The sequence below is a fragment of the Bradyrhizobium rifense genome, assembly GCF_008123425.1.
GTDB lineage: Bacteria > Pseudomonadota > Alphaproteobacteria > Rhizobiales > Xanthobacteraceae > Bradyrhizobium > Bradyrhizobium rifense.
Window position 1 is genome coordinate 241,973 of the sequence record NZ_VSSS01000042.1, and the last position, 25,125, is coordinate 267,097.

24 protein-coding genes and 3 pseudogenes are annotated in these 25,125 nt (G+C 63.1%); 12 read left to right on the forward strand and 15 right to left on the reverse strand.

All coding sequences use genetic code 11. The features are described 5' to 3' along the window. Positions 1-10: 10 nt before the first annotated feature. Together FXB40_RS50520 and FXB40_RS50525 are read left to right on the forward strand one after the other, a co-directional pair. On the forward strand, positions 11-157 hold the full coding sequence (locus tag FXB40_RS50520; RefSeq protein WP_430648165.1) for a GMC oxidoreductase: 147 nt from the start codon (positions 11-13) through the stop codon (positions 155-157). Beyond that, a pseudogene (locus FXB40_RS50525) lies at positions 142-228 on the forward strand (hypothetical protein); the annotation flags it as partial. The gene FXB40_RS50520 and the pseudogene FXB40_RS50525, both read left to right, overlap by 16 nt. 321 nt (positions 229-549) lie before the next feature. Here the strand turns inward: FXB40_RS50525 and FXB40_RS28115 are convergent. After that, positions 550-1,758, reverse strand: coding sequence for a mannonate dehydratase (locus FXB40_RS28115; protein WP_148775369.1), 1,209 nt, complete (start codon positions 1,756-1,758; stop codon positions 550-552). Positions 1,759-1,949: 191 nt separating this feature from the next. Further along, positions 1,950-2,804 carry a mandelate racemase/muconate lactonizing enzyme family protein gene (locus tag FXB40_RS28120; RefSeq protein WP_148775370.1) on the reverse strand — a complete coding sequence of 285 codons (855 nt, stop codon included), beginning with the start codon at positions 2,802-2,804 and terminating at the stop codon, positions 1,950-1,952. Between FXB40_RS28120 and FXB40_RS28125 the strand changes: the two genes are divergently transcribed. Further along, a complete protein-coding gene (locus FXB40_RS28125) occupies positions 2,782-3,318 on the forward strand; it encodes a hypothetical protein (RefSeq protein WP_148775371.1) in 537 nt (178 codons plus the stop codon). The two genes, FXB40_RS28120 and FXB40_RS28125, sit on opposite strands and share 23 nt — an antisense overlap. 48 nt (positions 3,319-3,366) lie before the next feature. On the opposite strand, the pseudogene FXB40_RS28130 reads toward FXB40_RS28125, so the two are convergent. Beyond that, positions 3,367-4,148 (reverse strand): annotated as a pseudogene (locus FXB40_RS28130) (enoyl-CoA hydratase/isomerase family protein). Positions 4,149-4,280: 132 nt separating this feature from the next. Further along, positions 4,281-6,371, reverse strand: a complete 2,091-nt coding sequence (locus FXB40_RS28135; protein WP_148775372.1) for a molybdopterin oxidoreductase family protein — start codon at positions 6,369-6,371, stop codon at positions 4,281-4,283. On the opposite strand from FXB40_RS28135, the gene FXB40_RS48170 reads away from it, so the two are divergent. From FXB40_RS48170 to FXB40_RS28155, 5 genes are all read left to right on the forward strand, one after another. Then, positions 6,370-6,537, forward strand: a complete 168-nt coding sequence (locus FXB40_RS48170; RefSeq protein WP_187437194.1) for a hypothetical protein — start codon at positions 6,370-6,372, stop codon at positions 6,535-6,537. The two genes, FXB40_RS28135 and FXB40_RS48170, sit on opposite strands and share 2 nt — an antisense overlap. 86 nt (positions 6,538-6,623) lie before the next feature. Further along, on the forward strand, positions 6,624-7,580 hold the full coding sequence (locus FXB40_RS28140) for a tripartite tricarboxylate transporter substrate binding protein (protein ID WP_187437198.1): 957 nt from the start codon (positions 6,624-6,626) through the stop codon (positions 7,578-7,580). A gap of 13 nt (positions 7,581-7,593) precedes the next feature. Beyond that, positions 7,594-8,064, forward strand: a complete 471-nt coding sequence (locus FXB40_RS28145) for a (2Fe-2S)-binding protein (protein WP_148775374.1) — start codon at positions 7,594-7,596, stop codon at positions 8,062-8,064. Further along, positions 8,061-10,190, forward strand: coding sequence for a xanthine dehydrogenase family protein molybdopterin-binding subunit (locus tag FXB40_RS28150; RefSeq protein WP_148775375.1), 2,130 nt, complete (start codon positions 8,061-8,063; stop codon positions 10,188-10,190). The genes FXB40_RS28145 and FXB40_RS28150 overlap by 4 nt, the downstream gene beginning before the upstream one ends. After that, a complete protein-coding gene (locus FXB40_RS28155) occupies positions 10,187-10,885 on the forward strand; it encodes a molybdate ABC transporter substrate-binding protein (protein ID WP_148775376.1) in 699 nt (232 codons plus the stop codon). Before FXB40_RS28150 ends, FXB40_RS28155 begins: the two co-directional genes overlap by 4 nt. Before the next feature lie 9 nt (positions 10,886-10,894). On the opposite strand, the gene FXB40_RS28160 is transcribed toward FXB40_RS28155, so the two are convergent. The 4 genes from FXB40_RS28160 to FXB40_RS28175 form a co-directional block, all read right to left on the reverse strand. Next, complete coding sequence (locus FXB40_RS28160; RefSeq protein WP_148775377.1) at positions 10,895-11,701, reverse strand: SDR family NAD(P)-dependent oxidoreductase; 807 nt, start codon at positions 11,699-11,701, stop codon at positions 10,895-10,897. A gap of 78 nt (positions 11,702-11,779) precedes the next feature. Then, complete coding sequence (locus tag FXB40_RS28165) at positions 11,780-13,072, reverse strand: TRAP transporter large permease (RefSeq protein ID WP_148775378.1); 1,293 nt, start codon at positions 13,070-13,072, stop codon at positions 11,780-11,782. Beyond that, positions 13,063-13,611, reverse strand: a complete 549-nt coding sequence (locus FXB40_RS28170; RefSeq protein WP_148775379.1) for a TRAP transporter small permease — start codon at positions 13,609-13,611, stop codon at positions 13,063-13,065. The genes FXB40_RS28165 and FXB40_RS28170 overlap by 10 nt, the downstream gene beginning before the upstream one ends. Positions 13,612-13,675: 64 nt before the next feature. After that, positions 13,676-14,647, reverse strand: a complete 972-nt coding sequence (locus FXB40_RS28175; protein WP_148775380.1) for a TRAP transporter substrate-binding protein — start codon at positions 14,645-14,647, stop codon at positions 13,676-13,678. A gap of 519 nt (positions 14,648-15,166) precedes the next feature. Between FXB40_RS28175 and FXB40_RS49405 the strand changes: the two are divergent. Beyond that, a pseudogene (locus FXB40_RS49405) lies at positions 15,167-15,353 on the forward strand (hypothetical protein); the annotation flags it as partial. A 10-nt stretch (positions 15,354-15,363) separates the two neighbouring features. Here the strand turns inward: FXB40_RS49405 and FXB40_RS28190 are convergent. Together FXB40_RS28190 and FXB40_RS28195 are read right to left on the reverse strand one after the other, a co-directional pair. Further along, positions 15,364-16,092 (reverse strand): Crp/Fnr family transcriptional regulator, encoded by a 729-nt coding sequence (locus FXB40_RS28190; RefSeq protein WP_148775381.1) that lies wholly within the window; start codon positions 16,090-16,092, stop codon positions 15,364-15,366. 468 nt (positions 16,093-16,560) lie between these two features. Beyond that, positions 16,561-17,274 carry a Crp/Fnr family transcriptional regulator gene (locus tag FXB40_RS28195; protein ID WP_148775382.1) on the reverse strand — a complete coding sequence of 238 codons (714 nt, stop codon included), beginning with the start codon at positions 17,272-17,274 and terminating at the stop codon, positions 16,561-16,563. A gap of 154 nt (positions 17,275-17,428) precedes the next feature. Here FXB40_RS28195 and FXB40_RS28200 point away from each other — a divergent pair, with 154 nt between their 5' ends. Beyond that, positions 17,429-17,746: a c-type cytochrome gene (locus FXB40_RS28200; RefSeq protein WP_148775383.1), complete on the forward strand. Its 318-nt coding sequence runs from the start codon at positions 17,429-17,431 to the stop codon at positions 17,744-17,746. Positions 17,747-17,759: 13 nt separating this feature from the next. Here the strand turns inward: FXB40_RS28200 and FXB40_RS28205 are convergent, their stop codons facing one another. Genes FXB40_RS28205 through FXB40_RS28215 form a run of 3 tightly spaced genes read right to left on the reverse strand, consistent with a single transcriptional unit; the run spans position 17,760 to position 20,785 of the window. Next, complete coding sequence (locus FXB40_RS28205; protein WP_148775384.1) at positions 17,760-18,863, reverse strand: ABC-type transport auxiliary lipoprotein family protein; 1,104 nt, start codon at positions 18,861-18,863, stop codon at positions 17,760-17,762. 3 nt (positions 18,864-18,866) lie between these two features. Further along, complete coding sequence (locus tag FXB40_RS28210; RefSeq protein WP_187437195.1) at positions 18,867-19,646, reverse strand: ABC transporter ATP-binding protein; 780 nt, start codon at positions 19,644-19,646, stop codon at positions 18,867-18,869. A gap of 2 nt (positions 19,647-19,648) precedes the next feature. Beyond that, the gene (locus FXB40_RS28215) at positions 19,649-20,785 is read right to left on the reverse strand and encodes an ABC transporter permease (RefSeq protein ID WP_148775386.1); all 1,137 of its coding nucleotides are present in this window, start codon (positions 20,783-20,785) and stop codon (positions 19,649-19,651) included. Positions 20,786-20,964: 179 nt separating this feature from the next. On the opposite strand from FXB40_RS28215, the gene FXB40_RS28220 reads away from it, so the two are divergent. Together FXB40_RS28220 and FXB40_RS28225 are read left to right on the forward strand one after the other, a co-directional pair. Beyond that, positions 20,965-21,240: a hypothetical protein gene (locus FXB40_RS28220; RefSeq protein WP_148775387.1), complete on the forward strand. Its 276-nt coding sequence runs from the start codon at positions 20,965-20,967 to the stop codon at positions 21,238-21,240. Beyond that, entirely contained in the window at positions 21,241-21,729 is a 489-nt protein-coding gene (locus FXB40_RS28225; protein ID WP_148775388.1) for a phage holin family protein, read from the forward strand. It begins immediately after the preceding gene. 10 nt (positions 21,730-21,739) lie between these two features. Here the strand turns inward: FXB40_RS28225 and FXB40_RS28230 are convergent, their stop codons facing one another. Together FXB40_RS28230 and FXB40_RS48175 are read right to left on the reverse strand one after the other, a co-directional pair. After that, complete coding sequence (locus FXB40_RS28230; protein WP_148775389.1) at positions 21,740-24,427, reverse strand: bifunctional acetate--CoA ligase family protein/GNAT family N-acetyltransferase; 2,688 nt, start codon at positions 24,425-24,427, stop codon at positions 21,740-21,742. 470 nt (positions 24,428-24,897) lie between these two features. Beyond that, positions 24,898-25,125 (reverse strand): hypothetical protein (locus tag FXB40_RS48175; RefSeq protein WP_210352190.1); only part of this gene is annotated, 228 nt, incomplete at its 5' end.

The window sequence follows — 25,125 nt, forward strand, 5'->3', positions numbered from 1 at the left end:
CGCCGACTACGTGCGCGGCCATTGCACGACGCTGTACCACGCAGCCTCGACCTGCCGCATGGGTAACGACAAAATGGCCGTGGTCGACCCGAGGAGCTTCAAGGTGCTGGCCTCGAAGGACTTCGTGTCGCCGACGCCTCCGCGATCCCGATCATGATCTCCGGTAACATCCAGACGCCGACGATCCTGATCGCCGAACGCGCTGCGACCGCGATCGCCGGTACATAGGGAATGACGCCGTGTTGATCGTTCCTTGTGACGAATAATGCTCGCCTTCACTGTGCAACGGCCTCACCCGCACCATGAGCACAAGTCGCCGTAGCTCCTTCAACGTGACAATCTGCTCCAAGCCAGATTACTCGGCGCAAAATAGGGCGGCACCAAAATCGCGTCAGATCGCATTGCCTGCCTCAGAGCCAATCCGCGGCACTGATTGGGCGTCAATTGCACATCGATCCACAGTATCTTGCGGGAAGAGTTACCTAGCTAGTACGACGAATTGGTGCACTTCGTTGCCCTCGTCTCATCCGACGTCACTGTTCCGAAGGTTTATGATTGCGTCGCTCTCATCGCCTCATCCTTCGCGGCTCCAAGCAAGCCCTCGATGTATCCGTATGCGAAGGCGAATCCTTCGAGTTTCTTCGGATCGTCCGGGTGCACCGGCGAATGATCAGGTAGCAGAGTTCCAGTCCAGCCTGTGTCCCGCAAGACGCGCAGGCAATCGAGCAGCTTCACATCTCCCTCGTCGTGATAAACTTCCACAAAGTCGTTGCGATGCCCCCTTACGTTGCGGAAATGGACCTGAGCGATTTTTCCGCGCTCGGACAGGTAGCGCAGAATGCCCAGTTGCGAGTTCGGATCATCGAGCGATTCTCCAGCCACGCCGGTATCATAGGTGAAGCCGTTATAGACGTCGTCATGAAGCAGCTCATACTTCTTCAGCGCTGCGACGTAATCGACGGCGTCCCAATTGTCGACGCCTTGATAGCCGAGTGGCAGCCCTCCCGGGTCATAGGGGTGGCAAGCGAGCTTGACCTTCATCTCGCGCGCCAGAGGCACCACTCCATTCAGGAAATCGGCGATCCTGGACCAATAGTCCTCCAATGAAACCCGTCCCGAGGCGGCAGTAGGCGGAAGGTCGGAATAATTCGGCTCCAGTTTGAACGCTTCATATGTCGATCCGCCGCGTCCGAGAACTTTAGCGTTTCGACGGATCGGTATCATCGTCCAATGATAACTGATGAGCGATATCCCTGCGGCTGAGGCCTTTCGGATATTCTCCCGAATGATGTCCAGATAGCGTTCCCGCTCCGGCCCGGGTTTCATGATGATGTAGACCGAATCCATCCTCACGCCTTCCAGAATCATCCCGGCCTTCTGGCAGTCGTCCTGCATCCGCTTCAGGCCATCGCCATCCCAGGGACCATCGGCATCGAGGAAAGAGCCAAATTGCGGAAAGGACTTCAGCTCTTCCTTCGACAGCGCGCTCGGGGCCCGGCACGTTATATGGATTGCGTTGAACCGTTTGAAGTAAGCGAGGCTCCTCGAATCGGTGATGGATGTCCCGGCGATGCTATGGTAGTCGCCTCCCATGCGGATGCCGTCGTTGCGCTTGACGGGAAGATCCGGCATGACCCGGTAGGGCGCATCAATCGTCGGCCCCGTCGACGTCGCGGCCACAACGGTACCCCCCTGCCCCATAACTGCGGTGCTGGCGGCTCCTGCCAACAAAGCACGCCCGAAATCCCGTCTATCCATTTGACCTCCTGTTTCACAATTCCTGGGCGTCGATGATTTTCATCACCAGAGCAGTGCCTGAGCTTCTACGGCTTGTCCGGGGCGACAATCTCCTCGTTGGCACCCCGCCCCGTTGCAGCTCCGCCCCCAGCAGCGCGAGCAGCGGTGTCCGCCGACAATTCGTCCGGCAGCACCCCAGGCACGCCTCGACATCACCCGCCTCCGATGGCGCGATCCGGCGTGGCTTCATCAGTAAAGAGCTCTTTGCGAACGGTCATGCCAATTCCCGGCCCGTCCGGCAGTTTGATCGTTCCATCCGCGCGCACGATCGGTGGATTTTCGAAGATTGCGTAGCTACTCTCATATCCGCCAATGGGTTGCTCGTTCGCCATTTCGACCCAGGGATAATTTGTAGCGCTGCCGGACAAATGCATATTCAGAATCGTACCGAAACGGCCGTCGCCAAGATGATTGCAGACCACACGGCCGGAAGCCTCGGCCATGACCAGGATTTTTCGCACCTCGAGAGGTCCGGTGATGTTCACCTCAGGCTGAAGCACACGATAGCAATCGCAGTCGATGTAATCCTTGAACTCATTGAGACCTTGGTTCTCTTCGCCGCCCGCGAGATTCACTACAGTCGACTTCTGAAGCATAGACAAATGCTCGAGGTCAAAACGCGGCAGTGGCTCCTCCAGCCAAAACACATTTAGCTGCTCGTAAGCCTTGGCCGTTTCATAGGCACGGCGGTAATCCCAAGGAACATAGGTCGGGCTTAGTGCCGGAATGCGTAGCCCTGCCTTGTTCGCATCTACCATAATCGTGAAATCGTCGCCGGCCTGTTTGCGGATTTCTTCGCAAAGAGCAATGTCCTCGTTCAATGTCTTGTAGTGCGCCTTGACCTTCATGGCTCGCCAGCCCTGTGATTTCAATCTGGCGGCCACGGCCGCGCGCGACTTCGGGGTCTCCAACAAGAAATGGCTCGAATATGGCGTGACGTAGTCGTTGCCGTTACCGCCGCCCCAAAGCTTGTAGAGTGGCTGGTTGGCAATCGGCGCCTTCGACATCTCGCACTATCGCCCTAGCGAGCGGCCAAATAGTGTCAGGATTGTGCATCCAAAGAATGGAGAAGAAGCCTGGTGGCCGCTGTCAGACGAAACGGGCGCTCCTCTTTTTCCTGAACTTATGGATGAGCTCGACGAGATTAGAAAGACGTCGCTCCCGGGCTTAGTATTCAGGCGAGACCATGCTCATCGTCGGTCGGCGACCCCGCTTCCGTGGATCACACCACGCAAGGACCTGCGCTATCTGCGTAGCGTGGTAAAGAAGATCATTGCCGAGGCCGGCCTTCGTCAGGAACTTTCCTTTACTTCCTTCCGCCACGGAGGATTTACCGAAGGCGCCGACAGCGATCTTACGGATGCAGAGTTGCGCGCCGCGGGCCGCCATAGATCGAGCCGCCAACTGCCGACCTACGCCAAACGCACCGGCACGCAGCTAATCAAAGCCGCAAAGAAGCGTCGGGAGGAGCGGTCGAGATCACTCCTTATTCGACTGAACACCGATCGTCTCTTTGAATAGAGGTGCGTCGGCAACCGCAGCATCGAAACCATGCGCTGACGTGGCCGGCTATCTTCCGGTCCACAAGGCCTCCTCTTCTCGCCGAACGCCTTCAGCCCTTCCTTGGCGTCTTCCGTCATCGCGAGCAGGGCGATCTGGCTTTCGGTGTAGGCAATGCTCTCGTCGAACGACATCGAAGCGATGGCGCGCATCGCGTATTTGCCGCGGCGGATCGCGGTCGGGGATTTGTCGACGATGCGCCCGATCAGCCAGTCGACCTTGGCGTCGAGCTCGGCTGTCGGCACGACGTAGTTGAGCAGGCCTGCTGCCCGCGCGGCTTTCGCATCAAACGGCTCGCCGGTGAGCGCCCATTCGTTGACGAGGCGTCGCGGTGCGATCTCCTGCAACAGGCTCAATACCTGCATCGGAAACACCCCGACCTTCACCTCCGGCAGGCCGAAGACGACATGATCGGCAGCAACCGCCATATCGGTCATGCAAAGAAGCCCCATGCCGCCTGCCATGCAGACACCGCCGACCCGCGCAATCGCCGGCTTGGTCGCATTCTGCGACAGACGCAACAGATCGGCATAATCGACATTCGGCCTGGAATGATCCATCGCAAAAGCCGCACCGGAATTCTGCAAGTCCGCGCCGGCGCAAAACGCCTTGTCGCCCGCACCGGTCAGCACGATGATGCGGACGTCCTTGTCATCGTGCGCGTCGCGATAGCCGCGTGTTATGCCGGCGATCACGTCGCCGTTCAGCGCGTTGCGCTTCTCCGGCCGGTTGATCGTGATCCAAAACGCCTGCCCGCGCTTCTCGGTTATGACGCCTGTGGTGTCGGTCATGACGCTCTGTCCTTGCTCCCGCTTTGCAGCCATTTGCGGCAGCTCGGGTGCGAGGTGCAAGCGCAATCTATCACGCGGCGCGGCTTTAGCGCCTCGACGCAAATTTGCGCGCGATCGAAGAGCGAGCGCGGCTCAAGCCGCAGCCGCTTTCTTGATCCAGACCTTGTTGTCGTGGAACGCGGCGCCGCCGATCGGAGCGACCGCTTCGGCTCCCGTCAGCATGTTGATGCCGTGGCCGCCAATATGATTCTTGTTCGGATGCACGGATTCCGCAATCAGCACGCCGCGCCGCACGCCCTCGAACAGTGCGGCAATCAGCGTGGTCTCGCCGCGGGTGTTGCCGAGCGTCACCACGTCGCCGTCGGCGATGTCGAGTGCAGCCGCGTCCAGCGGATGGATCATTACGCTCGCCTTGCCCTCGCGCGCCTGCGAGGACGGGGTCTCGTTGAAGGTGGTGTTTAGGAAGCTGCGCGAGGGGCTGGTCGCGAGCCGGAACGGATGGGCCTGATCGGCGTGCTCGATCACCGCCCAATGGTCCGGCAGCGATGGCATCTTGTCGAAGTCGCCCATCATTTGGCCGAACGGCGGATGCGCCCAATCGGCCTTGAAGTGAAACTTTTTGTCGGAATGAGCAAAGCCATCGAGATAATGCGAGGTGCGGAAGTCCGGTTGCAGGTCGCGCCAGAGGTCGGCCTCGAGACCGGCGATGTCGCCGTGATCGCTGAGCTTCAGCGTCGCGTCGATCAATTCGCGCGGCGTCATGTCGAAACCGCGATGCTTCGCGCCAAGCCGCGGCGCCAGCGCCTGCAACACCTGATGGTTGGAGCGGCATTCACCGGGCGGATCGATCAGCTTCGGCCCCACCGAGATGTGCTGGTGGCCGCCGCCGTAATAGAGGTCATCATGCTCCATGAACATGGTCGCCGGCAGCACGATGTCGGCCATCTGCGCCGTCTCGGTCATGAACTGCTCGTGCACCGCGACGAACAGATCCTCGCGCGCAAAGCCTTGCCGCACCAGCGCCTGCTCCGGCGCGACCGTCATCGGGTTGGTGTTCTGAATCAGCATCGCCTTGACCGGACCCTTGCCCAGCAGGGCCTCGGCATCGCCGGTGAGGATGCGGCCGATCTGCGACTGGTCGAGCGCGCGGATCGACTTGTCGAGTGCATCATGGCCTTCGATGACGGCTTCATTGAAATGCCACAGCGCGTAATTGTTGAAGAAGGCGCCGCCGCCCTCGTACTGCCAGGCGCCGGTCACCGCGGGAATGCAGTTCGCGGCATGCATCTGCGTCGCGCCGTTGCGCGAGCGGGTAAAACCGTAGCCGAGCCGGAAGAAGGTCCGCTTGGTCTCGCCGACGGCCTTGGCAAAGGCCTCAAGCTCCGCCACCGGCACGCCGCAAATCGCGGACGCCCATTCCGGCGTGCGTGTCTGCAGATGCGCCTCGAGCTCGGCAGGGCAATCAGTGTACTTGTCCATATAGGCGCGGTCGGCATAGCCGTCGCGGAAGAGAACATGCATCACGCCACAGGCGAAGGCGCCGTCGGTGCCGGGTCGCAGCAGGATCTTGATATCAGCCTGCTTCATCGTCTCGTTGTCGTAGATGTCGACCGCCGCGATTTTGGCGCCGCGCTCCTTCCGCGCGCGCGCGGCATGCGTCATCACGTTGACCTGCGTGTTGACGGGGTTGGTGCCCCAGATCACGACGAGGTCGGAGAGCGCCATCTCGCGCGGATCGGCGCCCGCGATCTTGCCGGTGCCGATCGCAAAGCCGATGCGCCCGACATTGGCGCAGATGGTCTGGTAGAAGCGCGAATATTTTTTCACATGCGTGAGGCGGTTGAGGCCGTCGCGCATCACCAGCCCCATCGTGCCGGCGTAGTAGTATGGCCAGATCGATTCCGCGCCGAACTCGCGCTCGGCCTGGTTGAAGCGATCGGCGATCTCGTCGAGCGCCTCGTCCCAAGCAATCCGCGCGAACTGGCCGGAGCCTTTCGCACCCGTTCGGCGCATCGGAAATGTCAGCCGCTCCGGATGGTGGATGCGCTCGGCGTAGCGAGCGACCTTGGCGCAGACCACACCAGCCGTGTAGCTCTGCTTTTTCGAACCGCGGACGCGGCCGATGCTGCGGCCCTCGACCACCTCGACATCGAGTGCGCAGGCCGACGGGCAATCGTGCGGACAGGTGGAGTGGCGGATCTCGATCTTGGCGTGCTGGTTCATGACCAATTTCGTAACACCAAACTACCGGGCAGCCGAGGGCATTTATCCGGCAGTGCCCATGCAAAATGCTCAAGCCATGCGCCTGGCTCGTTCCTCCCGCGACCGCGAAATGCGCCACGGCCACACCGAAAACGGCCCGATATTCCGGCCGAAATCGACTTTGTGAGGCGTCGACAGTCTGCGCCCGCGGCCGCTACAGTGCCGGCCAACAAAAACGAGTCCAGGGAGGTGGGTGTGACGGCCCGACAATTGATGCTGGCGCTGGCCGCCGGCCTGCTCACCGCTTTCTCCGTAACTCCGTCTTTGGCACAAGGCTATCCCGCGCACGCGGTCCGCATTGTCGTGCCCTTCGGCGCCGGCGGGCCGGCCGACGTCGCGGCCCGGCTGATCGGCAACGCACTCCAGGAGCGGTTTGGCCAGCCCTTCGTGGTCGAGAACCGCACCGGCGCCGGTGGTGTCATCGGCACCGTCGAGGCGGCAAAGTCGCCGGCCGATGGCTATACCTTGCTGATGATGTCCAACACCCAGACCGCGAACGAATCGCTGCTGACGCCGGAGCAACGCAAATACGATCTGATGCGCGACCTCGCACCGATCGCGCCGGTGAACTATTCCGATCTCGTCATCGTGGTGAACCCGCAAATTCCGGCGAAGACACTGCAGGAATTCATCGCGCTCGCCAAGGCGCAGCCGGGCAAATTGAACTACGCCTCTTCCGGCCAGGGCACGCCATATCACATGGCCGGCGAGCTGTTCAAAGCGATGGCCGGTATCGAAATCATCCATGTCCCCTATCGCAACAGCGGCGAGGCACGCAGCGGCGTGATCGGTGGCCAGGTGCAGATGATGATCGACGCGGTGCCCGCGATGGCGCCGAACATCGGAGAGAACCAGGTCCGCGCACTCGCGACCACCGGTCAGCAGCGTTCCGCGGTGCTGGCCAATGTGCCGACTGCCGGCGAGGCCGGCGTTCCCGGCTATGAGGCGACGATCTGGCTCGGCCTGATGGCCCCAGTGGGCACGCCAAAGCCCGTCATCGACAAGCTCAATTCAGCCGTGAACGCGATGGTGAAGCGGCCGGACATCGTCAAACTCTGGACCGAGCAGGGTGCCGTGCCCATGTCGATGACGCCGGAAGAATTCGACAAGTTCCTGCGGGGCGACATCGCGAAATGGGCCGACGTCGTCAAGAAGTTCGACAAATCCTGAGGCCTGACCTGTTATGCCCACCATTCGATTCCAGCTCAACGGCGCGACGGTGGCGGTGGATGCCGATCCCGATCAAGCGCTGCTCGACGTGCTGCGTGGCCGGCTCGGCACCACCAGTCCCCATTTCGGCTGCGGGGCCGGTGAATGCGGCGCCTGTTACGTGATGGTTGGCGACCGCGCGATGGCGTCCTGCGACATGCCGATGTGGTCGGTGGCGGACAAGCAAATCGTCACACTGGAGGGCCTCGGCACGGCCGAGCAACCGCATCCGCTGCAACGCGCCTTCATCTCCGAACAGGCCATGCAATGCGGCTACTGCGTCTCGGGAATCCTGATCAGCGCGGCGGCGCTGCTGGAGCGCAATCCATCGCCATCGGAAGCCGAGGTCAGAGCGGCTCTCGATCGCAATTTGTGCCGCTGTGGATCGCACAACCGCATGGTCCGCGCCGTACTGCGGGCGGCATCGGAGATGGCGACGTCATGAGTGCGCTGTCCCCTGCCCCGAAACTGCCGGTCAGCCTCGCAGCCAATCCAAGACTGTCGTCCTGGGTGAAGTTCACCGGCGAAGGCCGCGTGGCGATCTCGCCCGGCAAGGTCGAAATCGGCCAGGGTATCGTCACGGCGCTGGCGCAGATCGCGGCGGACGAGCTCGACGTCGAGATCGGCCGCATCGAGATGATCCGCGCCTCGACGGCTGCGAGCCCGAATGAGGGTGTCACATCCGGCAGCCTGTCGATCCAGCAGTCCGGCCGCGCACTGCGCCACGCCTGCGCCGAGGCACGCCAGCGTTTCCTCGCGGCAGCGTCGGAACGCCTCGGCGTCGACGCAGCGCTGCTCGCTGTCGAGGACGGCACGATCTCGGGTCCCGGCAATGTCAGGACCAGCTATTGGGAGCTGGCTGGCGACGTCTCGCTCGATCACGATGCCATTGCGGGCATTGTGGCGAAGTCCTCAGCCACACGCAGCATCGCCGGGCATTCGGTGCAGCGCGTGGATATTCCCGACAAGGTGTTCGCGCGGCCGCGCTTCATCCATGATCATGCGCTGCAGGGATTGGTGCACGGACGCGTGCTACGGCTGGACGTCTCTGGCGCAAGGCTGATCGCGCTCGACCAAGGAGCCGCGCGCGCCGTTTCCGGGCTCGTCGCGATCGTCCGCGACGGCGGCTTTGCGGGCGTCGTCGCCGACAGCGAGGCCGCGGCGGAAGCCGCGCTGAAAGCGTTGCGTAAGGGCGCAACATGGTCGGCCGGCGAGGCGCTGCCGGATGAAAACGATCTGGCCGGCTTCCTGAGAAGCCAGCCGGTCGAGACCACCGTCATCGACACCAAAGCAGCGGCGACGACAAAGGCTACGCGCACACTGCGCCGGCAATACACTCGCCCCTATATCGCACACGGCTCCATTGCGCCGTCCTGTGCGATGGCGCGATGGGATGGCGACCGGGTCCATGTCTGGACGCATAGCCAAGGCGTCTATCTGCTTCGCGCCGATCTCGCGATCGTGCTCAAGCTGCCGGTCGAAGACATCGTCGTCGAGCATATGGAGGGCGCCGGCTGCTACGGGCACAATGCGGCCGACGATGTCGCGCTCGATGCCGTGCTGCTGGCGAAAGCTGCCGGCGGCCGCCCGGTGCGGGTGCAATGGTCGCGCCACGACGAAATGTCCCACGCGCCGTTCGGCGCCGCGATGGCCATCGAGATCGAGGCCGACCTCGATGCGGATCACGAGATCGTTGGCTGGCGCCATGCGATCTGGAGCAACGGCCACGCGGCGCGGCCCGGGCGTGCGGCGCAGCCCGCTCTGCTCGCGGCGAGCGAGATCGCAAATCCCTATCCGCGCATGATCTCGACCAATCCGTCTGCCGCCAATGGCGGCGGTGGCGACCGCAACTCCGTTCCACTCTACGATCTCCCGGCCTGGACGATTACGAGCCATCGCCTGCTGACCATGCCGGTGCGCACCTCGGCGCTGCGGACCCTCGGCGCGCAGGGTAACGTGTTCGCAATCGAATCCCTGCTCGACGAAATCGCCGCCCTGCGCGGCGAAGACCCGATCGCGTTTCGCCTGCGGCACCTCCGCGACGAGCGGGCACGCGAGGTCATCCGCGCAGCGGCGCGACGTGCGGCGTGGAAGCCCGAGAAGCGATCCGGCATCGGCCATGGCACAGGCTTTGCCCGCTACAAGAACACCGGCGCCTATTGCGCCGCGATTGCCGAGATCGAAGGCACCGACGAGGTCCGCGTGAGGCGGCTGACGCTTGCGATCGACGTCGGCGAGGCCATCAATCCGGACGGCGTTATCAACCAGATCGAGGGCGGCGCGATTCAGGCGACGAGCTGGGTATTGAAGGAGCGCGTCCATTTTGACCGCACGCGCATCACATCGACCTCGTGGGCGGACTATCCGATCCTGACCTTCAGCGAGGTGCCAGCAGTGGATGTCGAGATCATCCCGCGGCCGGAGATAGATCCGGTCGGCGCGGGCGAAGCCGCGCACGGGCCGGTGACGGCGGCGATCGCCAATGCCGTCTATGATTGCCTCGGCGTGCGTCTCCGCGACCTGCCGATCACACGCGACAAAATCATCGCAGCCATGGAGCTTGCATCGTGACCACAGTGAACATTTTGAGCGGCGGCGCGGCGCAAGGCCTGGTGCGCGGCCTCAGCGAGGCCTTCAAGGCGAAGACCGGCTTCGGCATCGACGGCGAATTTGGCGCGGTCGGAGTGATGGCGGACAAGCTGCGCGCGAGCACGCCGGCCGATCTCGTCATCCTGACGCAGGCCCTGCTTGCAAAGCTTGCCGCAGAGAAGCTTGTCGTCCCCTCCTCGATCGCCGATGTCGGCCGGGTCGAGACCGCGCTGGCGGTCCGCAGCCGCGATCCCAGGGTGACCGTGAAGACGGAGGCGGATCTGCGCGACGTGCTGCGGTCCGCGGACGCCATCTACGTTCCCGACACCAAGGCGTCGACCGCGGGCCAGCACGTGGCAAAAGTGCTGGATCAACTCGGCATCGCCTATGAGGTCACGTCGCGCCTGAAGATCTTTCCAAACGGCGCGACAGCGATGCGTGAGCTGGCGTCGTCCACCGCGACGCGGCCGATCGGATGCACGCAGGCGACCGAGATCATCGCGACCGACGGCATCGCGCTATCGGGTTCGCTGCCGCCGGGCTGCGAGCTGGTGACGATGTATACGGCCGCCGTGACCACGCAAGCGACGCATCCGAACGAAGCCGCCGCGCTGATTGCACTGCTGACCGACGCAGATCACAGGGAGCTGCGCCAGCGCGTGGGCTTTGCCGCCTAGATGCGAACCTTATGTGTGCAGCTGGGTGAGACCGGTCGGCGGACCGTCGACCCCGGTCCAGCCACCATCGACAAACAGCGTGCTGCCGCTGACATAGCTCGCGGCATCCGAGGCGAGATAGGCAACGGCGGTCGCAACTTCGTCGGCGCTGCTCCAGCGGTTGAACACGGTGTGGCCGGCGTAGAGATTGTAGATGTCGGGCCACTGCTTGAACGGGCTGGTCAGCGCGGTCTCCACGATGCTCGGGGCGACCGCATTGACGCGCACCCCGGCATGGCCGACCTCGGAGGCAAAGCCCTTCACCAGGAGGCCGATCGCCGCCTTGGTCGAGCCGTAGACGCCGAGGCCCGGCTCGATGGTCACCGCACGCACCGACGAGCAGGCGATGATGCTGCCGCCCTTCTGCTCGACCATGATGCGGCCGAAAGCCTGGAAGAACCAGACCGTGCCCTTGACGTTGAGGTTCAGGACGCGGTCGAGATCCTCCTCGGTGTAGTCGAGGATGGTCTTGCGGATGTTGAGCCCGGGCGTCGTCACCGCGATGTCGAGCCGCGAGAATTTCTGCATCACGGTTTTGGCGAGCGCGTTGACGTCGGTAGCACTCGCGGCGTCGCACGCGGCCGCCTCGGCCCAGCCGCCCTTGTCGCGGATGCCCGCGGCCGTCGCCTCTGCCGCGTCAAGCGCACGATCGGCGCAGACGACGCGGGCACCGAGCCCGGCCAGCGCTTCGGCCGACGATTTGCCGATGCCCGATGCGGCACCGAGCACCACGGCCGTCTTGCCGGTGAGGTCGAAGAGCTTGCGATAGTCAGTCACGGACAGATTCTCCCTGTTGCTGTGACGCAAACTATCGCAAGGGCGGTTCGCCGGCCAATGCCGGCGAACGCACGACAGCTATCCCTTGTATCCCATCAGGAGACGGGGCAGCCACAGCGAGAAGGCAGGAACGTAGGTCACGAACATCAGCGCCGCGATCAGGGCGGCGTAGAACGGCATGATGGTGCGCATCACCGCGCCGACCGAGATGCCGCCGATGGCGCAACCGACGAACTGCGTCGTGCCGACCGGCGGGGTGTTCAGCCCGAGCGCGCAGTTGATCAGCATCAGCATGCCGAACTGCACCGGATCCATGCCCGCCTTCATCGCGATCGGCAGGAAGATCGGGGTGCAGATCAGGATGGTCGCCGCCATGTCCATGAACGTGCCGAGCAAGAACAGGATGACGTTGATGAGCAGGAAGATGATCCAGGGTTGCGAGGAGACCTTGCTCATCAGATCGCCGGCGAAGTCGGCCACCTCGTAGAGCCCCATCAGATACTGGAACATGGTGGAGACGCCGATCAGCAGCAGCACCACGCCCGTCGTCTTCACCGCCTTCGCTGCGGCGCGCAGGAAGTTCGGCAAGGTCATGGTGCGGTAGATGAAGAACGTCAACAGGATCGTGTAGGTAACCGCGACGGCCGCGGATTCAGTGGCCGTGAAGACACCGGACAGAATGCCGGCCAGGATGATGCCGACGATCAGCAGGCCCGGCAGCGCGGCCGCGAACGAGCGAAACACTTCGGCCCAGCCCGGGAACTTGCCGGCCGGATAACCGCGCTTCACCGCGACGGCGTAAGCCGCGACCAGCATGCACACCATCAGCACCATCGCTGGCAGGAGGCCGGCGGCGATCAGTGCGCCGATCGAGACCTTGCCACCGGCCGCGAGCGCATAGATGATCATGTTGTGGCTGGTCGGCATCAGCGCTCCAACCAGCGAGGCATGGGTGGTGACGTTGACCGCGTAGTCGGTGTCGAACCCTTCCTTTTTCATCATCGGGATCATCACCGCGCCCATCGCGGAGACGTCAGCCACCGGCGAGCCGGAGACGCCACCGAACAGCGTGCAGGCGACCACGTTCGACATGCCGAGGCCGCCGCGGATGTGGCCGACGAGATTCTTGGCGAGCTGCACGATCTTGTCGGCAACGCCGCCATGCAGCATCAGCTCACCGCTGAAGACGAAGAACGGAATCGCCAGGAACGAGAAGATGTTCATGCCCGACATCATCTGCTGGAAGATGACGGCGACCGGCAGGCCTTCGTAAAGGATGGTGCAAATTGCCGACAGCCCGATCGCGAAGGCGACAGGTACGCCGAGAACCAGGAAGCCGAAGAAGGTGGCGCCGAGAATAATCAGTTCCATGATGGGACGACCTCTTCGCCACGCAGGAGAGCAATGATGTGCTCGATTGAAAAGGAGACGATCAGAACACCGGAGGCGATCAGCGGCACGTAGCGGACGACCTCGGGCAGGCCGAGATTGGGGATCTTCACGGTCCCGACCGACGCGCCGAGGATCCAGCCGTTGTAGACCATCGCAACGCCGAAGATCGCCACCAGGACGTGGATCACGAGCTCGATCTTCTCGCGTATATGATCCGGAAGCATCACCAGCAAACTGTCCATGCCGATATGTCCGGCATCGCGGACGCCGACAGCGGCGCCGATCAGCGTGACGTACAGGATCAGCACCAGTGCGAGGTTCTCGGTCCAGGTCGGACTGGAATTGAGCACGTAACGTCCGAACACCTGGTAGAACACGATGGTGACGATGACGAGCAGGCCGGTCACGGACAGATACATGCCGAGCCGAGCGACGACGGCATTGATCCGCGACAGCAAGCCGGTAGACGGTCGCCCTTCTACCTCCTGCTCGTGGCTTGCGACGTGAGGGTCTGTCATCATCGTCTCCTTGCGAGGGCCCGGTGCCGCCTCGCGGCGACGCCGGACCGGATGCGCTATGGTACTACTTCGTGGCCTGGATGCGCTTGACGAGACCCTGCAGCTTGTCGTCGCCGGCGAACTTGGCGTAGACCGGCTTCATCGCATCGACGAATTCCTGCTTGTTCGCGATCGTGATGACCTGAACGCCGGCTGCCTCGACGGTCTTGCGCGAAGCCTGCTCACGCTCGTCCCAGAGCTTGCGCATGACGGGCACCGATTCCTTGGCCGCCTTGCGGACCATCGCCTGATCCTCCTTGCTGAGCGTGTCCCAGACCTTCTTGGACATCACGAGGACTTCCGGCGCCAGCGAGTGCTCGGTGACGTTGTAGAACTTGGCGGCCTCGAAGTGGCGCGAGGATTCGTAGGAAGGCCAGTTGTTCTCGGCGGCATCCACCAGACCGGTCTTGAGGGCGGTGTAGACCTCGCCATACGGCATCGGCGTCGGGTTGGCTCCGAGGCTCTCGATCATGCCGACCCACAGGTCGGACTGCTGGACGCGGATCTTCAGGCCCTTGAGGTCCGCAAGCGACTTGATCGGTGCCTTGACGGTGTAGATGGACCGAGCGCCGCTGTCGTAATAGGCAAGGCCGACCAGGCCTGCAGGCTCCATGGCCGCCAGGATCTCATCGCCGATCGGGCCGTCGAGCACGTTGCGCATGTGCTGGGTGTCCCGGAAGACGAAGGGCAGACACAGCGCGATGGTCTCCGGCACGAAGTTGTTCAGCGGCGATGCGTTGATCCGCATCATGTCGAGCGCGCCGATCTTGAGCTGCTCAATGGTGTCCTTCTCGGAGCCCAGGGCGCCGTTCGGAAACACCTTTACGCCGAGCTTGCCGCCGCTCGCCGTCGCGAGCTGCTTGCCCATGAACTTGACGGCCTCGACGGTCGGATAGTCGGCGGGGTGGATATCGGCAGAGCGGAAATCGCGTGCGGTCGCGAGCGGCGCCGACACCGCCAATGCAGCGGCTGCGATGATACCGATTAATGTCTTCATCTGGGATTTCCTCCTGAGTTGATTATGTCGTCGTTGGGCAGGTGCTGCGGGCCGCCTTGGGTCGCTCCACTTCTGGTGTGAAGTCAAGCACTGCAACTGCACCACCTTCGTAGGATTGCGTGGCGGAGTCGAGGGGATTTGGCTGATTGGTAATGTCCGCCCGGGACTGTGCGACGCTCATCGCGCCCGCTCCTGCGGGGGACCTGGGCGGCAAGTGCCGGATGCGCGGTAACGATGCTCATCGTATCCATGGACGTTCCTCTGGTTCTGTGCTCGACCGCTATTGATTGCGGCTTGAGGTTCGGGCGAGACGATCGCCTCATCCTGTACGATCGCGCCGCATCGGCGCGATATCGCCAGCGTCGTCCCTAGGGCGGGCGGCATTCTGAGTCCAAGCCAAATGCGGCATTGATCGATGCTGGACTTGCATTGATCAACCACGCGTCGCCCTCGGCGACGATCGGCAGAAAATGCTAATTTTCCGAATACGGCCCTGAGAGAGCGTTACTTGATGGCTAGGTCGCAACCACCGACGACGTCACGAAGGAGCCCCAGCGGATCGGCCACACGCTCTTGCCGCTCGAGATCGTCGTCATCAACTAGTGCCGGTGCAAAATTCGGGCGGATTACGGTCTCATGCTTCCAGGTGAGGATCGAACGGGCGTCGGCGGGCTGGACCCGCGCGGTCGCCATCATCGACGGTTAGGCAAACACGATCATTCGCCGTCGAGACCACTTTCGGCGAGTTCGCGCAGCGCATCGGTATCGAGCACGACGATCGCGCCGTGCTCGAGGCGCACCCAGTTCCGTCCGGACCAGGCGCGCAATTGCTTGTTGATGCTCTCGCGCGTCATCCCCACCATCTCGCTGATCTCCTGCTGCGTGATCGCGAGCGTGCCGCTGCCGGAGTCGAACTTGCGCTCCTCGGTGAGGCCGAGCAGCGCGCTCGCCAACCGACCCGGCAGATTCTGCAAGATTACCTGCTCGACCTGCTGGCTGGTCCAGCGCAGTCGCGCGCAGAGCAGTTCGATGAATTTCATCGCCAGCGCCGGCTGACTCTTCACGAACGGCAGGAAGTCGCGGCGGTCGATGATGTAGAGCTCGCAATTGGTGTTGGCAGTCGCATCCGCCGACCGCGGTGCACCATCGAGCACGGCGATCTCGCCGAAGATTTCCCCGGGACCGATCAGATTGAGAATGGCATTCCGGCCATCTGGCGATGAAGAGGAAATCTTCACTGTTCCGGAGATCACCGCGAACAGGTTGTTGCCCGGGTCGCCCTTGGCGGCGATCGTCGCGCCACGCTTGACCGTGGTGTGCTTGGCGTAGCGGCAGAGCTGATCGAGCGCGTCCGGATCCAGATCTGCGAAGATCGGATGCTTGCGCAGAACCGACAGTTTATTACCCGACGGCTGCCGGGGATCGCCGGTCTTGTCCTGAGGCACGCCGGGACTCCTAAGACTGCGAGGCACTGCAGTTCCTGCGTAGTCAACGTTAGCAGGCTTTTCAACCGGAAAGCACGGATACAGTTTGAAGCAAATGTCGTTTAAGTGCCGTGGTCGCGCTGCGAGATCGCACCCGCAGGGTGCGCCAATGCGCTTCAGACCATGCAGAGTTGCAGGGAGAGCCGGACACAATTGGGCCTGCCAACCAAGTCCCCACGGCTGTCACGTCAAATGCGACAATGATCTCAGGAACTTCGGCGCTTCGTGTCCGAATCGAGCCGGGCTGCACTTGTTTGTCGATCCGCCCAAGCCAGCGCGGCTGCGAAAGATCGCCACGACGGCAATGATCACCAGCAACGCGTCAATCGGCATCCTACCCTCCCACCTTATTCCGGCCATTATTCGCGGCGCGCGACCGGCGTCATTGATCGGAGTCAAAAATGAGCGGGCGTCGGGCCGGGCCGGGAGTTAGGCCGCGGCCAGTGCCTCGACGCGTGCGGGATCGCGCAGGCTGATTCCGCCATGGAGTATCTCGATCGCTCCATGCCGTTCCAGCTTGGTGAAGGTGCGGCTGACGGTCTCGATGGTCAGGCCGAGATAGTCCGCAATGTCTTGCCGGCTCATCGGAAGCGGGACCGTGTTGGACGATCCCTTGAGCGAGAACAGCCGCTCGCGCCAGCCGAGCAGAAACGTCGCGACCTTCTCATCCGCGGAGCGACGGCCGAGTAGAACCATGTGGTCGCGCGCCTGGCCCAGCTCACGGATCGCCAGCTCGTTGATTCGCCTGAGCAGGTGCGGTCGGTCCTCGATGAAGCGTCCGAACGGAGCTTTGGCGAACTGGCACACGGTCACCGCGCCGATCGCATCGGCCGAGAAATTGTGACGGTCCGAAATATTCATCCCCAGGAAATCGCCGGGCAGTGCAAAGCCCACGATCTGCCGCCTACCGTCAGGCAGCAGCTTGTAGAGCCGCATGACGCCCTCGAGCAGATTGTAGAACGAGGTCGTGATGTCCTCCTCGGAGAATACGGTCTCTCCCGCGGCGAAATGGACGCGGCGCCCGAGATGCTCGAACTCCCTCAGCTCCTCCGGGTCCAGCGACGCACAAACTGCGAAGCCGCGGACCGCGCAATCGCTGCAAAAATGGCCGTTCGGCTCAATCGTCGTCACGGAAGCCCTCATCCACCGCTCCAAGCGCCGCCGAATCTCCGCCCCTGACGGAGTACGCCGCGCGGAATGCATTTTACTGCATCGCGCCAAAGCCGATTGACCCAGATCAATTTTGACGCGCATGGCCTCCCTATTCTGCGTCGAGAGTTCGACGGGACCAATTTCCATGCTGCAAAACGCTCTACGCCACGCCCTGATTGGCCTGCTTATGATCACCCCTGCGCTGGCGGCTCCCACCGCCGAACAACGCGGCAAGGCTTATGCGCGGGCCAATTGCGCGCGCTGCCACGCGATCGACCGTCGTTCCGAAAGCCCGCTCAAGATTGCTCCACCGTTCAGGACCCTGCACCAACGGTACCCGATCGATACCCTCGAGGAAGCGCTCGCCGAAGGCATCTATACCGGCCACGCCGACATGCCCGCCTTCGAGCTCGACCCGGACCAGATTCACAACCTCCTGTCCTATCTCAAGGCTCTCGAATAGCGCGGCGCCAGTCTCACACCGCCTGCACCGTCCAGCCGATCAGCTCCTTGGTGATGCGGGCGAAGGCCGCGTCGAACGCCGCGACCGCGGCGGCCGGCTCGATCTTATCAAGCTTCTCGCTGGTCTCGACGAGGCGAGAGGCGATGACCTTGCCGTTCTTGTCGACGATCCGCGCCGACAGCCCGATCTCGACCCGGGTCTCGCCATCCGTGACGATCCGGAAGCGCCTGATGTCGATCAGGAGCTGGTAATCCGCTTGCCCCAGGTCTGTCGTCCTTAGCGGGGCGTGCGCGATATCGTAATTTTCAAAGCTGTCGATCAGCCGCGCCTGCACCAGCTTTGGAATGCTGTCGGCCCACAGGAAGTCGGCAAAGCCCTGGTTGTCGCCCACCGGCGAAAATAGCATGCGCTGCGTCTGGAGCATTGCAACAGCAGTCGGCTCGGGAATGGCCAGCGACGCCGAGAGCGTCTTGCCGGCCGGCCCGAGATTTTGCGGCGTGCGGAGATCATAGGTGAACTTCTGCGCAGGTGCGCCGCCGCCGGTCATCTTCTCAACGCCTGCCAGAATGCCGTCAAGCTTGCCGGTGTTACGCGCAAGGCCATCGGAGAATGTCTTGAAATTGGCGATGGTGTCCTTGAGCGGACCGGAATTGTCCTCCAGCACGGTGTCGACGCGCCGCAAGGCATCGCGCGCGGCCTGCGTCATGCTCTGGCCTGCGCCCGCCTCGGCGACCAAGGTCAGCGGCTCGCCGGATTTGGCGACGATCATGCCACCCTCCAGCGTCACCACCGGCACGCCGGTCAGCCCCTGGAAATCGAGCCCGACCTTGGTGTCGGTACGCACAGGCGTCGTCGAGGCAACTGAGATCGTCGCGTTGACGAAGCGCGGATTGTCAGGCGAGAGGCCGAGCTGCGTCACCTCACCGACGCGGATGCCGTTGAAGAGCACGCCGGCGCCGACCAGCAGGCCCGGCACCGGCCCCTGGAACTGCATCTGGTAATTCGTGCGCGGCCCGATGCCGCCGGTGTTGTTGAGCCAATAGACGAAGCCGAATACCGCGAGGATCGCGGCCAGCACGAAACTGCCGATCAGCACGTAGGGAGCGCGGGTTTCCATGTCTCATCTCATCTCGTGTTGCAGCATCTGCGAGCGCTTGCCGTGGAAATAGGCCCGCACCCAGGGATGCTCGGATTGCAGCAATTCGCGCATCGGGCCGATTGCCACGATCCTGCCGTCGGCGAGTGCGGCGACGCGGTCGCAGACGGTGGTGAGGCTGGCGAGATCATGGGTGACCATGAAGACGGTCAGGCCCAGAGTCTTCTGTAGCGTCCGGATCAGCGCGTCGAAATCGCCGGCGGCGATCGGATCGAGGCCGGAGGTCGGCTCATCCAGAAACACGATCGGGGGATCGAGCGCGAGCGCGCGCGCCAGCGCCACGCGCTTGGTCATGCCGCCGGACAGTTCCGAGGGATATTTGTCGCCGTCCAGCGCCCGCAGCCCGACCATCTCGAGCTTGGCGATCGCGATCTCGTCCATTAGCTCCTGTGACAGCGTGAGATTTTCGCGAAGCGGAAATTGTACATTCTGCCGGACTGTCAACGAGGAGAACAGCGCGCCCTGCTGGAATAGGATGCCCCATGTCGTGGCCGGGCCTTGCATGCTGCGATCATGCATGCCGCCGATCGGCTGTCCCATGACTTCGATGGTCCCGCTTCGCCGCGGTATGAGGCCGATGATGGTACGCATCAACACCGACTTGCCGCCTCCTGACGCGCCAACGAGTCCGAGGATTTCACCCCGGCAAACATCGAGCGACAGATGGTCAAGCACGGTCTGACGTTCGAAGCCGACCACGAGGTCGCGGACGCGGATCGCGAACCCCTGCTGCGATTCGGGCATCGTCACATTCCGATCGAGGCAAAGAAGATCGCGAAGAGGCCGTCGAGCACGATCACGAGAAAGATCGACTTCACCACCGACGTCGTGGTCTGCCTGCCGAGCGACTCGGCGCTGCCCTTGACGCGCAGTCCTTCGCTACAGGCGACGATCCCGATCACCAGCGCCATAAACGGCGCTTTCAGGATGCCGACCTCGAAATGAGTGACGGAGATGGCCTCATGCAGCCGCGCGATGTAGATCGCAGGCCCCATCCCGCCATAGAACTGCGCCACCAGGCCGCCGCCGTAGAGCGCGGCAATCGATCCGATGAAGGCGAGGATTGGCAGCGCGATGACGAGAGCGGCCACGCGCGGCAAGATCAGAACGTCGACAGGATCGAGCCCCATGGTCGAAAGCGCGTCGATCTCCTCGCGCATCTTCATCGAACCGAGTTCGGCGGTGTAAGCGCTTCCAGAACGGCCGGCGACCATGATGGCGACGATCAGCACGCCGAGTTCGCGCAGGATGAGGATGCCAACCATGTCGACGGTGTAGGATTCCGCGCCGAACCTGCGGAAATGAAAGAACCCCTGCTGGGCGATGATGGCGCCGATCAGGAAGGTGATCAGCACGACGATGGGAATCGCCTGCAATCCGATTCGGTTGAGCTGATAGACCAGCGATGTCAGCCGCAGCGAGCGGGGCCGACGCAGGACGCCGATCACGGCCATGAACAGGGCGCCGAGCATTTGCAGGAAGATCGTGATGTCTTCGCGGGCTCCGACCGTGGCTTTGCCGAGATCGTTCAGCCTGAGCAGAACCGGGTTGAGCGCGGCCGCCGGCGCCGGCGTGTGGCGATTGACCTGCCGCACCTCCTCCAGCAAGCCGCTGAAATGATCGGTCACGCCGACGATCTCGGCCGGCCTGCCGGACGATGCGGCCTTGCGCGACAATTTCTCCAGGATCCAGGCACCGAGCGTGTCGAGCGCGCTGATGCCTGACATATTGAGCGTCACGGCTCTCGATCGATCGACATCCACCGCGACAGATCGGGACAGAGCTTCAAGCTTTGCGACGTTGGCCGCGATCCACGACCCCTCAGGCCGCAATTCGAGCGCATCACCCGACGGGCTTGCCAGCAGCAGAGGTTCCGAATTCACGCGCACATCCTCATGGGACGACCGGCCCCGATGATTGTGTTCTAGGCCGGCATAGGGCGGCTCGATTGACCTGAATCAAACAGACTTGCCTCAAAAACAGGTCCGCTCTCGCCTCCTTGACGCAAATCAATGGCCTTTAGGCCGGCCCGCATAGGCTCTCTATTCAACGGAGACCGCCAATGTTCGACACCGGCAGAATGAGCGACGAGCTGAAAGCGTTGAAAATCGACGTCACACGTCTGCTGAGCACCGCTGGCGAGGAGATTTTCGAGACGTCAAAGGACCGTACTGAAGCCCTCACCGATCAGATCAAGGCGGCGCTGGCCGAGCTTGGCGAAACCGTCAGCGAGGACCAGGAACAGCTGCACGACCTCATCACGGAGCGCCCCGTCGCCTCGCTCGCCTCTGCCTTTGCGCTCGGCGTGGTCGTCGGTTTCATGCTGAGGAGGCACTAGGTGAATACGGAGAATGTGGTCAAGCATCTGCGCGCCCTGTGGCGCACGGACAGGATCATCGCGGATATCAGGCTCCGCCACCTGCTGATCGGACTCGGTCTGCGCGCCTTCGCGGCGCTGATCGCCGTATTTGGGCTGCTGATGCTGGAGCTGTCCGCCTATTTCGCTCTCGTCCAGATCTGGAGCGCAATCGCCGCAACCGCCGTCCTGGGAGCGATCAATTTCGCCATCGCGGCGGTTCTGTTCATCGTCGCCGGACGCCCGCCTTCGGGCCGCGACATCAAGCTCGCCAATGAAATCCACGGCACGTCGATCGAGGCCCTCCAGGTCGAAGCCCGGGCATTTCAGGCCCAATTGACCGGCGCAGTCCATCATCCGCTCAGCACGATCGTGCCGGTGCTGGTGCCGTTGATCGCAATCATCGTCAAGAACATGCGAAGGACGGCCCGAGAGTCCGCCGCAGACGCAGCGCCCGAAGCGCGCTCGTAGCCGGCGTGCCTCAGAGCTTCAGCCGCACGTCACAGATATCAGGTTCCGACGGGTCCGGCTTGATCTCGAAGCCGAGCTGCCGGCACATCTCCAGCATCACGACGTTCTCCTTGAGAACGTCGCCCGAGATAGTCTTGAGCCCTTCCGACTTGGCGTAGTCGATGATCAGCTGCATCAGGGCCCATCCGAGCCCCCTGCCCTTGAGGTCGGACCGCAGCAGGATCGCGTATTCGCCGCTCTCGTAAATCGAATCCGAGTGAAGCCGCACCACGCCGACCATCTCGTCCTTCTCGTCGAACGCAATGAACGCCATCGCGCGCGCGTAGTCGAGCTGGGTCAGGCGCGCGATGAACTCGTGAGTAAACTCCTTCATCGGCGCGAAGAAGCGAAGGCGAAGGTCGTGGGCCGTCACGTGGCGCAGGAACTCATGGATGGTGGGCTCGTCCTCCGGGCGCAACGGCCGCACGAAGATGCGCCAGCCGTCCTTGAGCGCCAGCCGGCGTTCCCATTGCGAGGGATAGGCGCGGACGGCGAAATTGGCGGGACCGGAGCCCGCAAACTTCCGCTGCGGTGGCGCTACCGCGACGCGGGCATCGACGGCGGCTACGCCTGTTTCGTCCGCCAGCAGCGGATTGATATCGAGCTCGCGGATTTCGGGGATGTCGGCCGCCATCTGCGCCAGCTTGACTAGCACCATGGCGACGGCGTCCTGCTTGACGGCCGGCACGTCCCGATAGGCGGGGAACAATCGCGACACACGGGTGCGCTCGATCAGGTCGCGGGCGAGCTGCAAATCGAGCGGCGGCAGCGCCAGGGCTTTGTCGTTGATGATCTCGACCGCCGTCCCGCCGCGACCGAACACGACAACGGTGCCGAAAGTCGGATCATCGGCAAGGCCCAGGATCAGCTCGCGCGCCTTCTTCACGATCATCGCTTGCACAATGACGCCGTCGATACGGGCTTCAGGCCGCAGCCTCTTCGCCCGGGCGAGAATATCGACGGCAGCCGCGCGCACCGCATCGGGTGTGGTCAGATTGAGCACCACACCGCCGACGTCGGACTTGTGGACGATGTCGCGCGACATGATCTTGAGCACGACGGTGGCGCCTTGCGCGAATATCTCATCCGCATAGCCGACCGCCTGCTCGACATTTGCGGCCGCATGGGTCGGCACCATTGCGATGTCATAGCACCCAAGCAGATGCTTGATCTCGACGGGCTCGAGCCATTTGCGCCCGTCAGCGATGGCCGTCGAGACGATCGGCTTCGCAGTCGCGACATCCGGCACGAAGCTGTCCGGCATCGCCGGCGGAACCTGGCTCAGCTCATCGACCACCTCGCGATGCCGGACCATATGCATAAAGCCACGCACCGCATCGTCTTCGGTCGGATAGTTCGGAATGCCCGCGCCGGACAGCGTGGCGATGATCTGCTGGTCGGCCCCGACCCAGGCCGCAAGCACGGGCTTGGCCCGACTGCGGTGCTTCTCGCGATACTTGACGACGAGCTCAGTCACGGTCGCCGCTGTCTCGGCGGCCGATGCGATCGCGGTCTGCACGTTGAGCACGAGAACCGCGTCATTGCCGGGATCGTCGAGCAGCACCTGCAGCGCCGCGGCATAGCGCGACGCATCGGCGTCGCCGACGATGTCGACGGGATTGGCGCCGGACCAGGTCGGCGGCAGCACCGCGTCGAGCTTCTCGCGCATATCGGGTGTCATGGGCGCGGGAATTCCGCCGAGGTCCACCAGCCGATCGACCGCCAGCACACCGATGCCGCCACCATCGGTCAGGATGGCGAGGCGCTTTCCCGCCGGCGATCCGAGCCGGCCGAGCGTCTCGGCACAATCGAACAGCTCACGCAGATCGGACACCCTGAGGACGCCGGCACGGCGGAAGGCCGCATCATAGACTGCGTCCGCGCCTGCAAGCGCGCCCGTATGCGTGGCGGCCGCCTTCGCCCCCTGCGCCATGCGGCCGGACTTCACCACGACGACGGGTTTCACGCGCGCTGCCGCACGCGCCGCCGACATGAACTTCCGCGCGTCCTTGATGGCCTCGATGTAGAGCAGGATCGCGCGGGTCTTGTGGTCCATCGCGAAATGGTCGAGCAAATCAGCGATATCGACGTCGATCTGATCGCCGATCGTGACGATGCCGGAGAAGCCGACGCCACGCTGCGCGGCCCAATCCACCATGCCGGCCGCGATCGCACCCGATTGCGAGATCAGCGCGAGGTTTCCAGCCCTCGGCATGTGCGCGGCGAAACTCGCGTTGAGGTTTGCGCCGGGCATCATGATGCCGAGGCAGTTGGGGCCAATCAGCCGCATGCCGTGTTTGCGGGCGGCAGTGGTAGCGGCGTCCTGGAGCGATCCCGGTCCGTGACCGAGTCCCGCTGAGACGATCAGGGCGCCGGCCGAGCCGCGACGGCCGGCTTGGTCGACGATCTCAGGGACCTCGCGCGCCGGCGCAGTGATGACGATCAACTCGGGCACAAAAGGCAGCTTCTCCAGGCTGCTGACCGCCGCGATGCCGCCGATCTCGGCATGGCGCGGGTTCACCAGGCCGAACTGCCCCTTGAATTCCGCCTTGCGAATGTTCTCCAGGACCGCGCGCCCAACGGAAGCCGGACGTGCGCTTGCGCCGACCAGCGCGACCGATCGAGGCGACAACAGGTTTTTCAGCCGGTAGGTCGACATGATCACATTTGCCCGCTCGGGCAGCGGACCCGACGGTTGCGATGCTAGCCCGGATATGGAGCGAGCGCACCTAGAGTCCTGAACCGGAAGGTGAAACACCGCGTCGCATTCTGCTGCTGAGCATTGTGGCGGCAGAAGCGCTCGATGGAAGCTAAGGAGGTTATCGGAGGACCTGTTTCTTCGGACTGGTTGGGGATCGGCATGGTGTCGGCTCGATGAACAACGTGATGTCCTGTGATGCCGTCCCTCGCGTGGCCATGGTTTCTTCGTGCCGGCCGGCCAAGACGCATCGGCAGCATGGGTTAACTGCGGTCCAGCGCCTGGATTTGGAGATTTCTCGTCCACACGCAGAGCAATAGCGTGCTCAGGCGGCAAGACGTACAGGCCCACGACGTCGCACACTTTGGCCACGAAACTTAGATACCGAACGCGCCAGTCGTCAGGTCCGCAGTGCGCGTACCAAGCTTTGCTTACGCAATGTGCCAATCGTTAGGGATCAGGGTCGCATTGGCGATTAGATGCGCGGCGCCAATCTGCCCATTATCCCAGATCGACACCGCTCCATTGTCGTTGCGCCAGAGGATGTCGCTGTGGCCATTGCCGTCGAAGTCGCCTGTGCCGGCGATATGCCAGCTATTGGGGACGACGCCCGCCCCGGCCACGATATGGGCCTTGCTGATGTCGCCGTTATCCCAGAT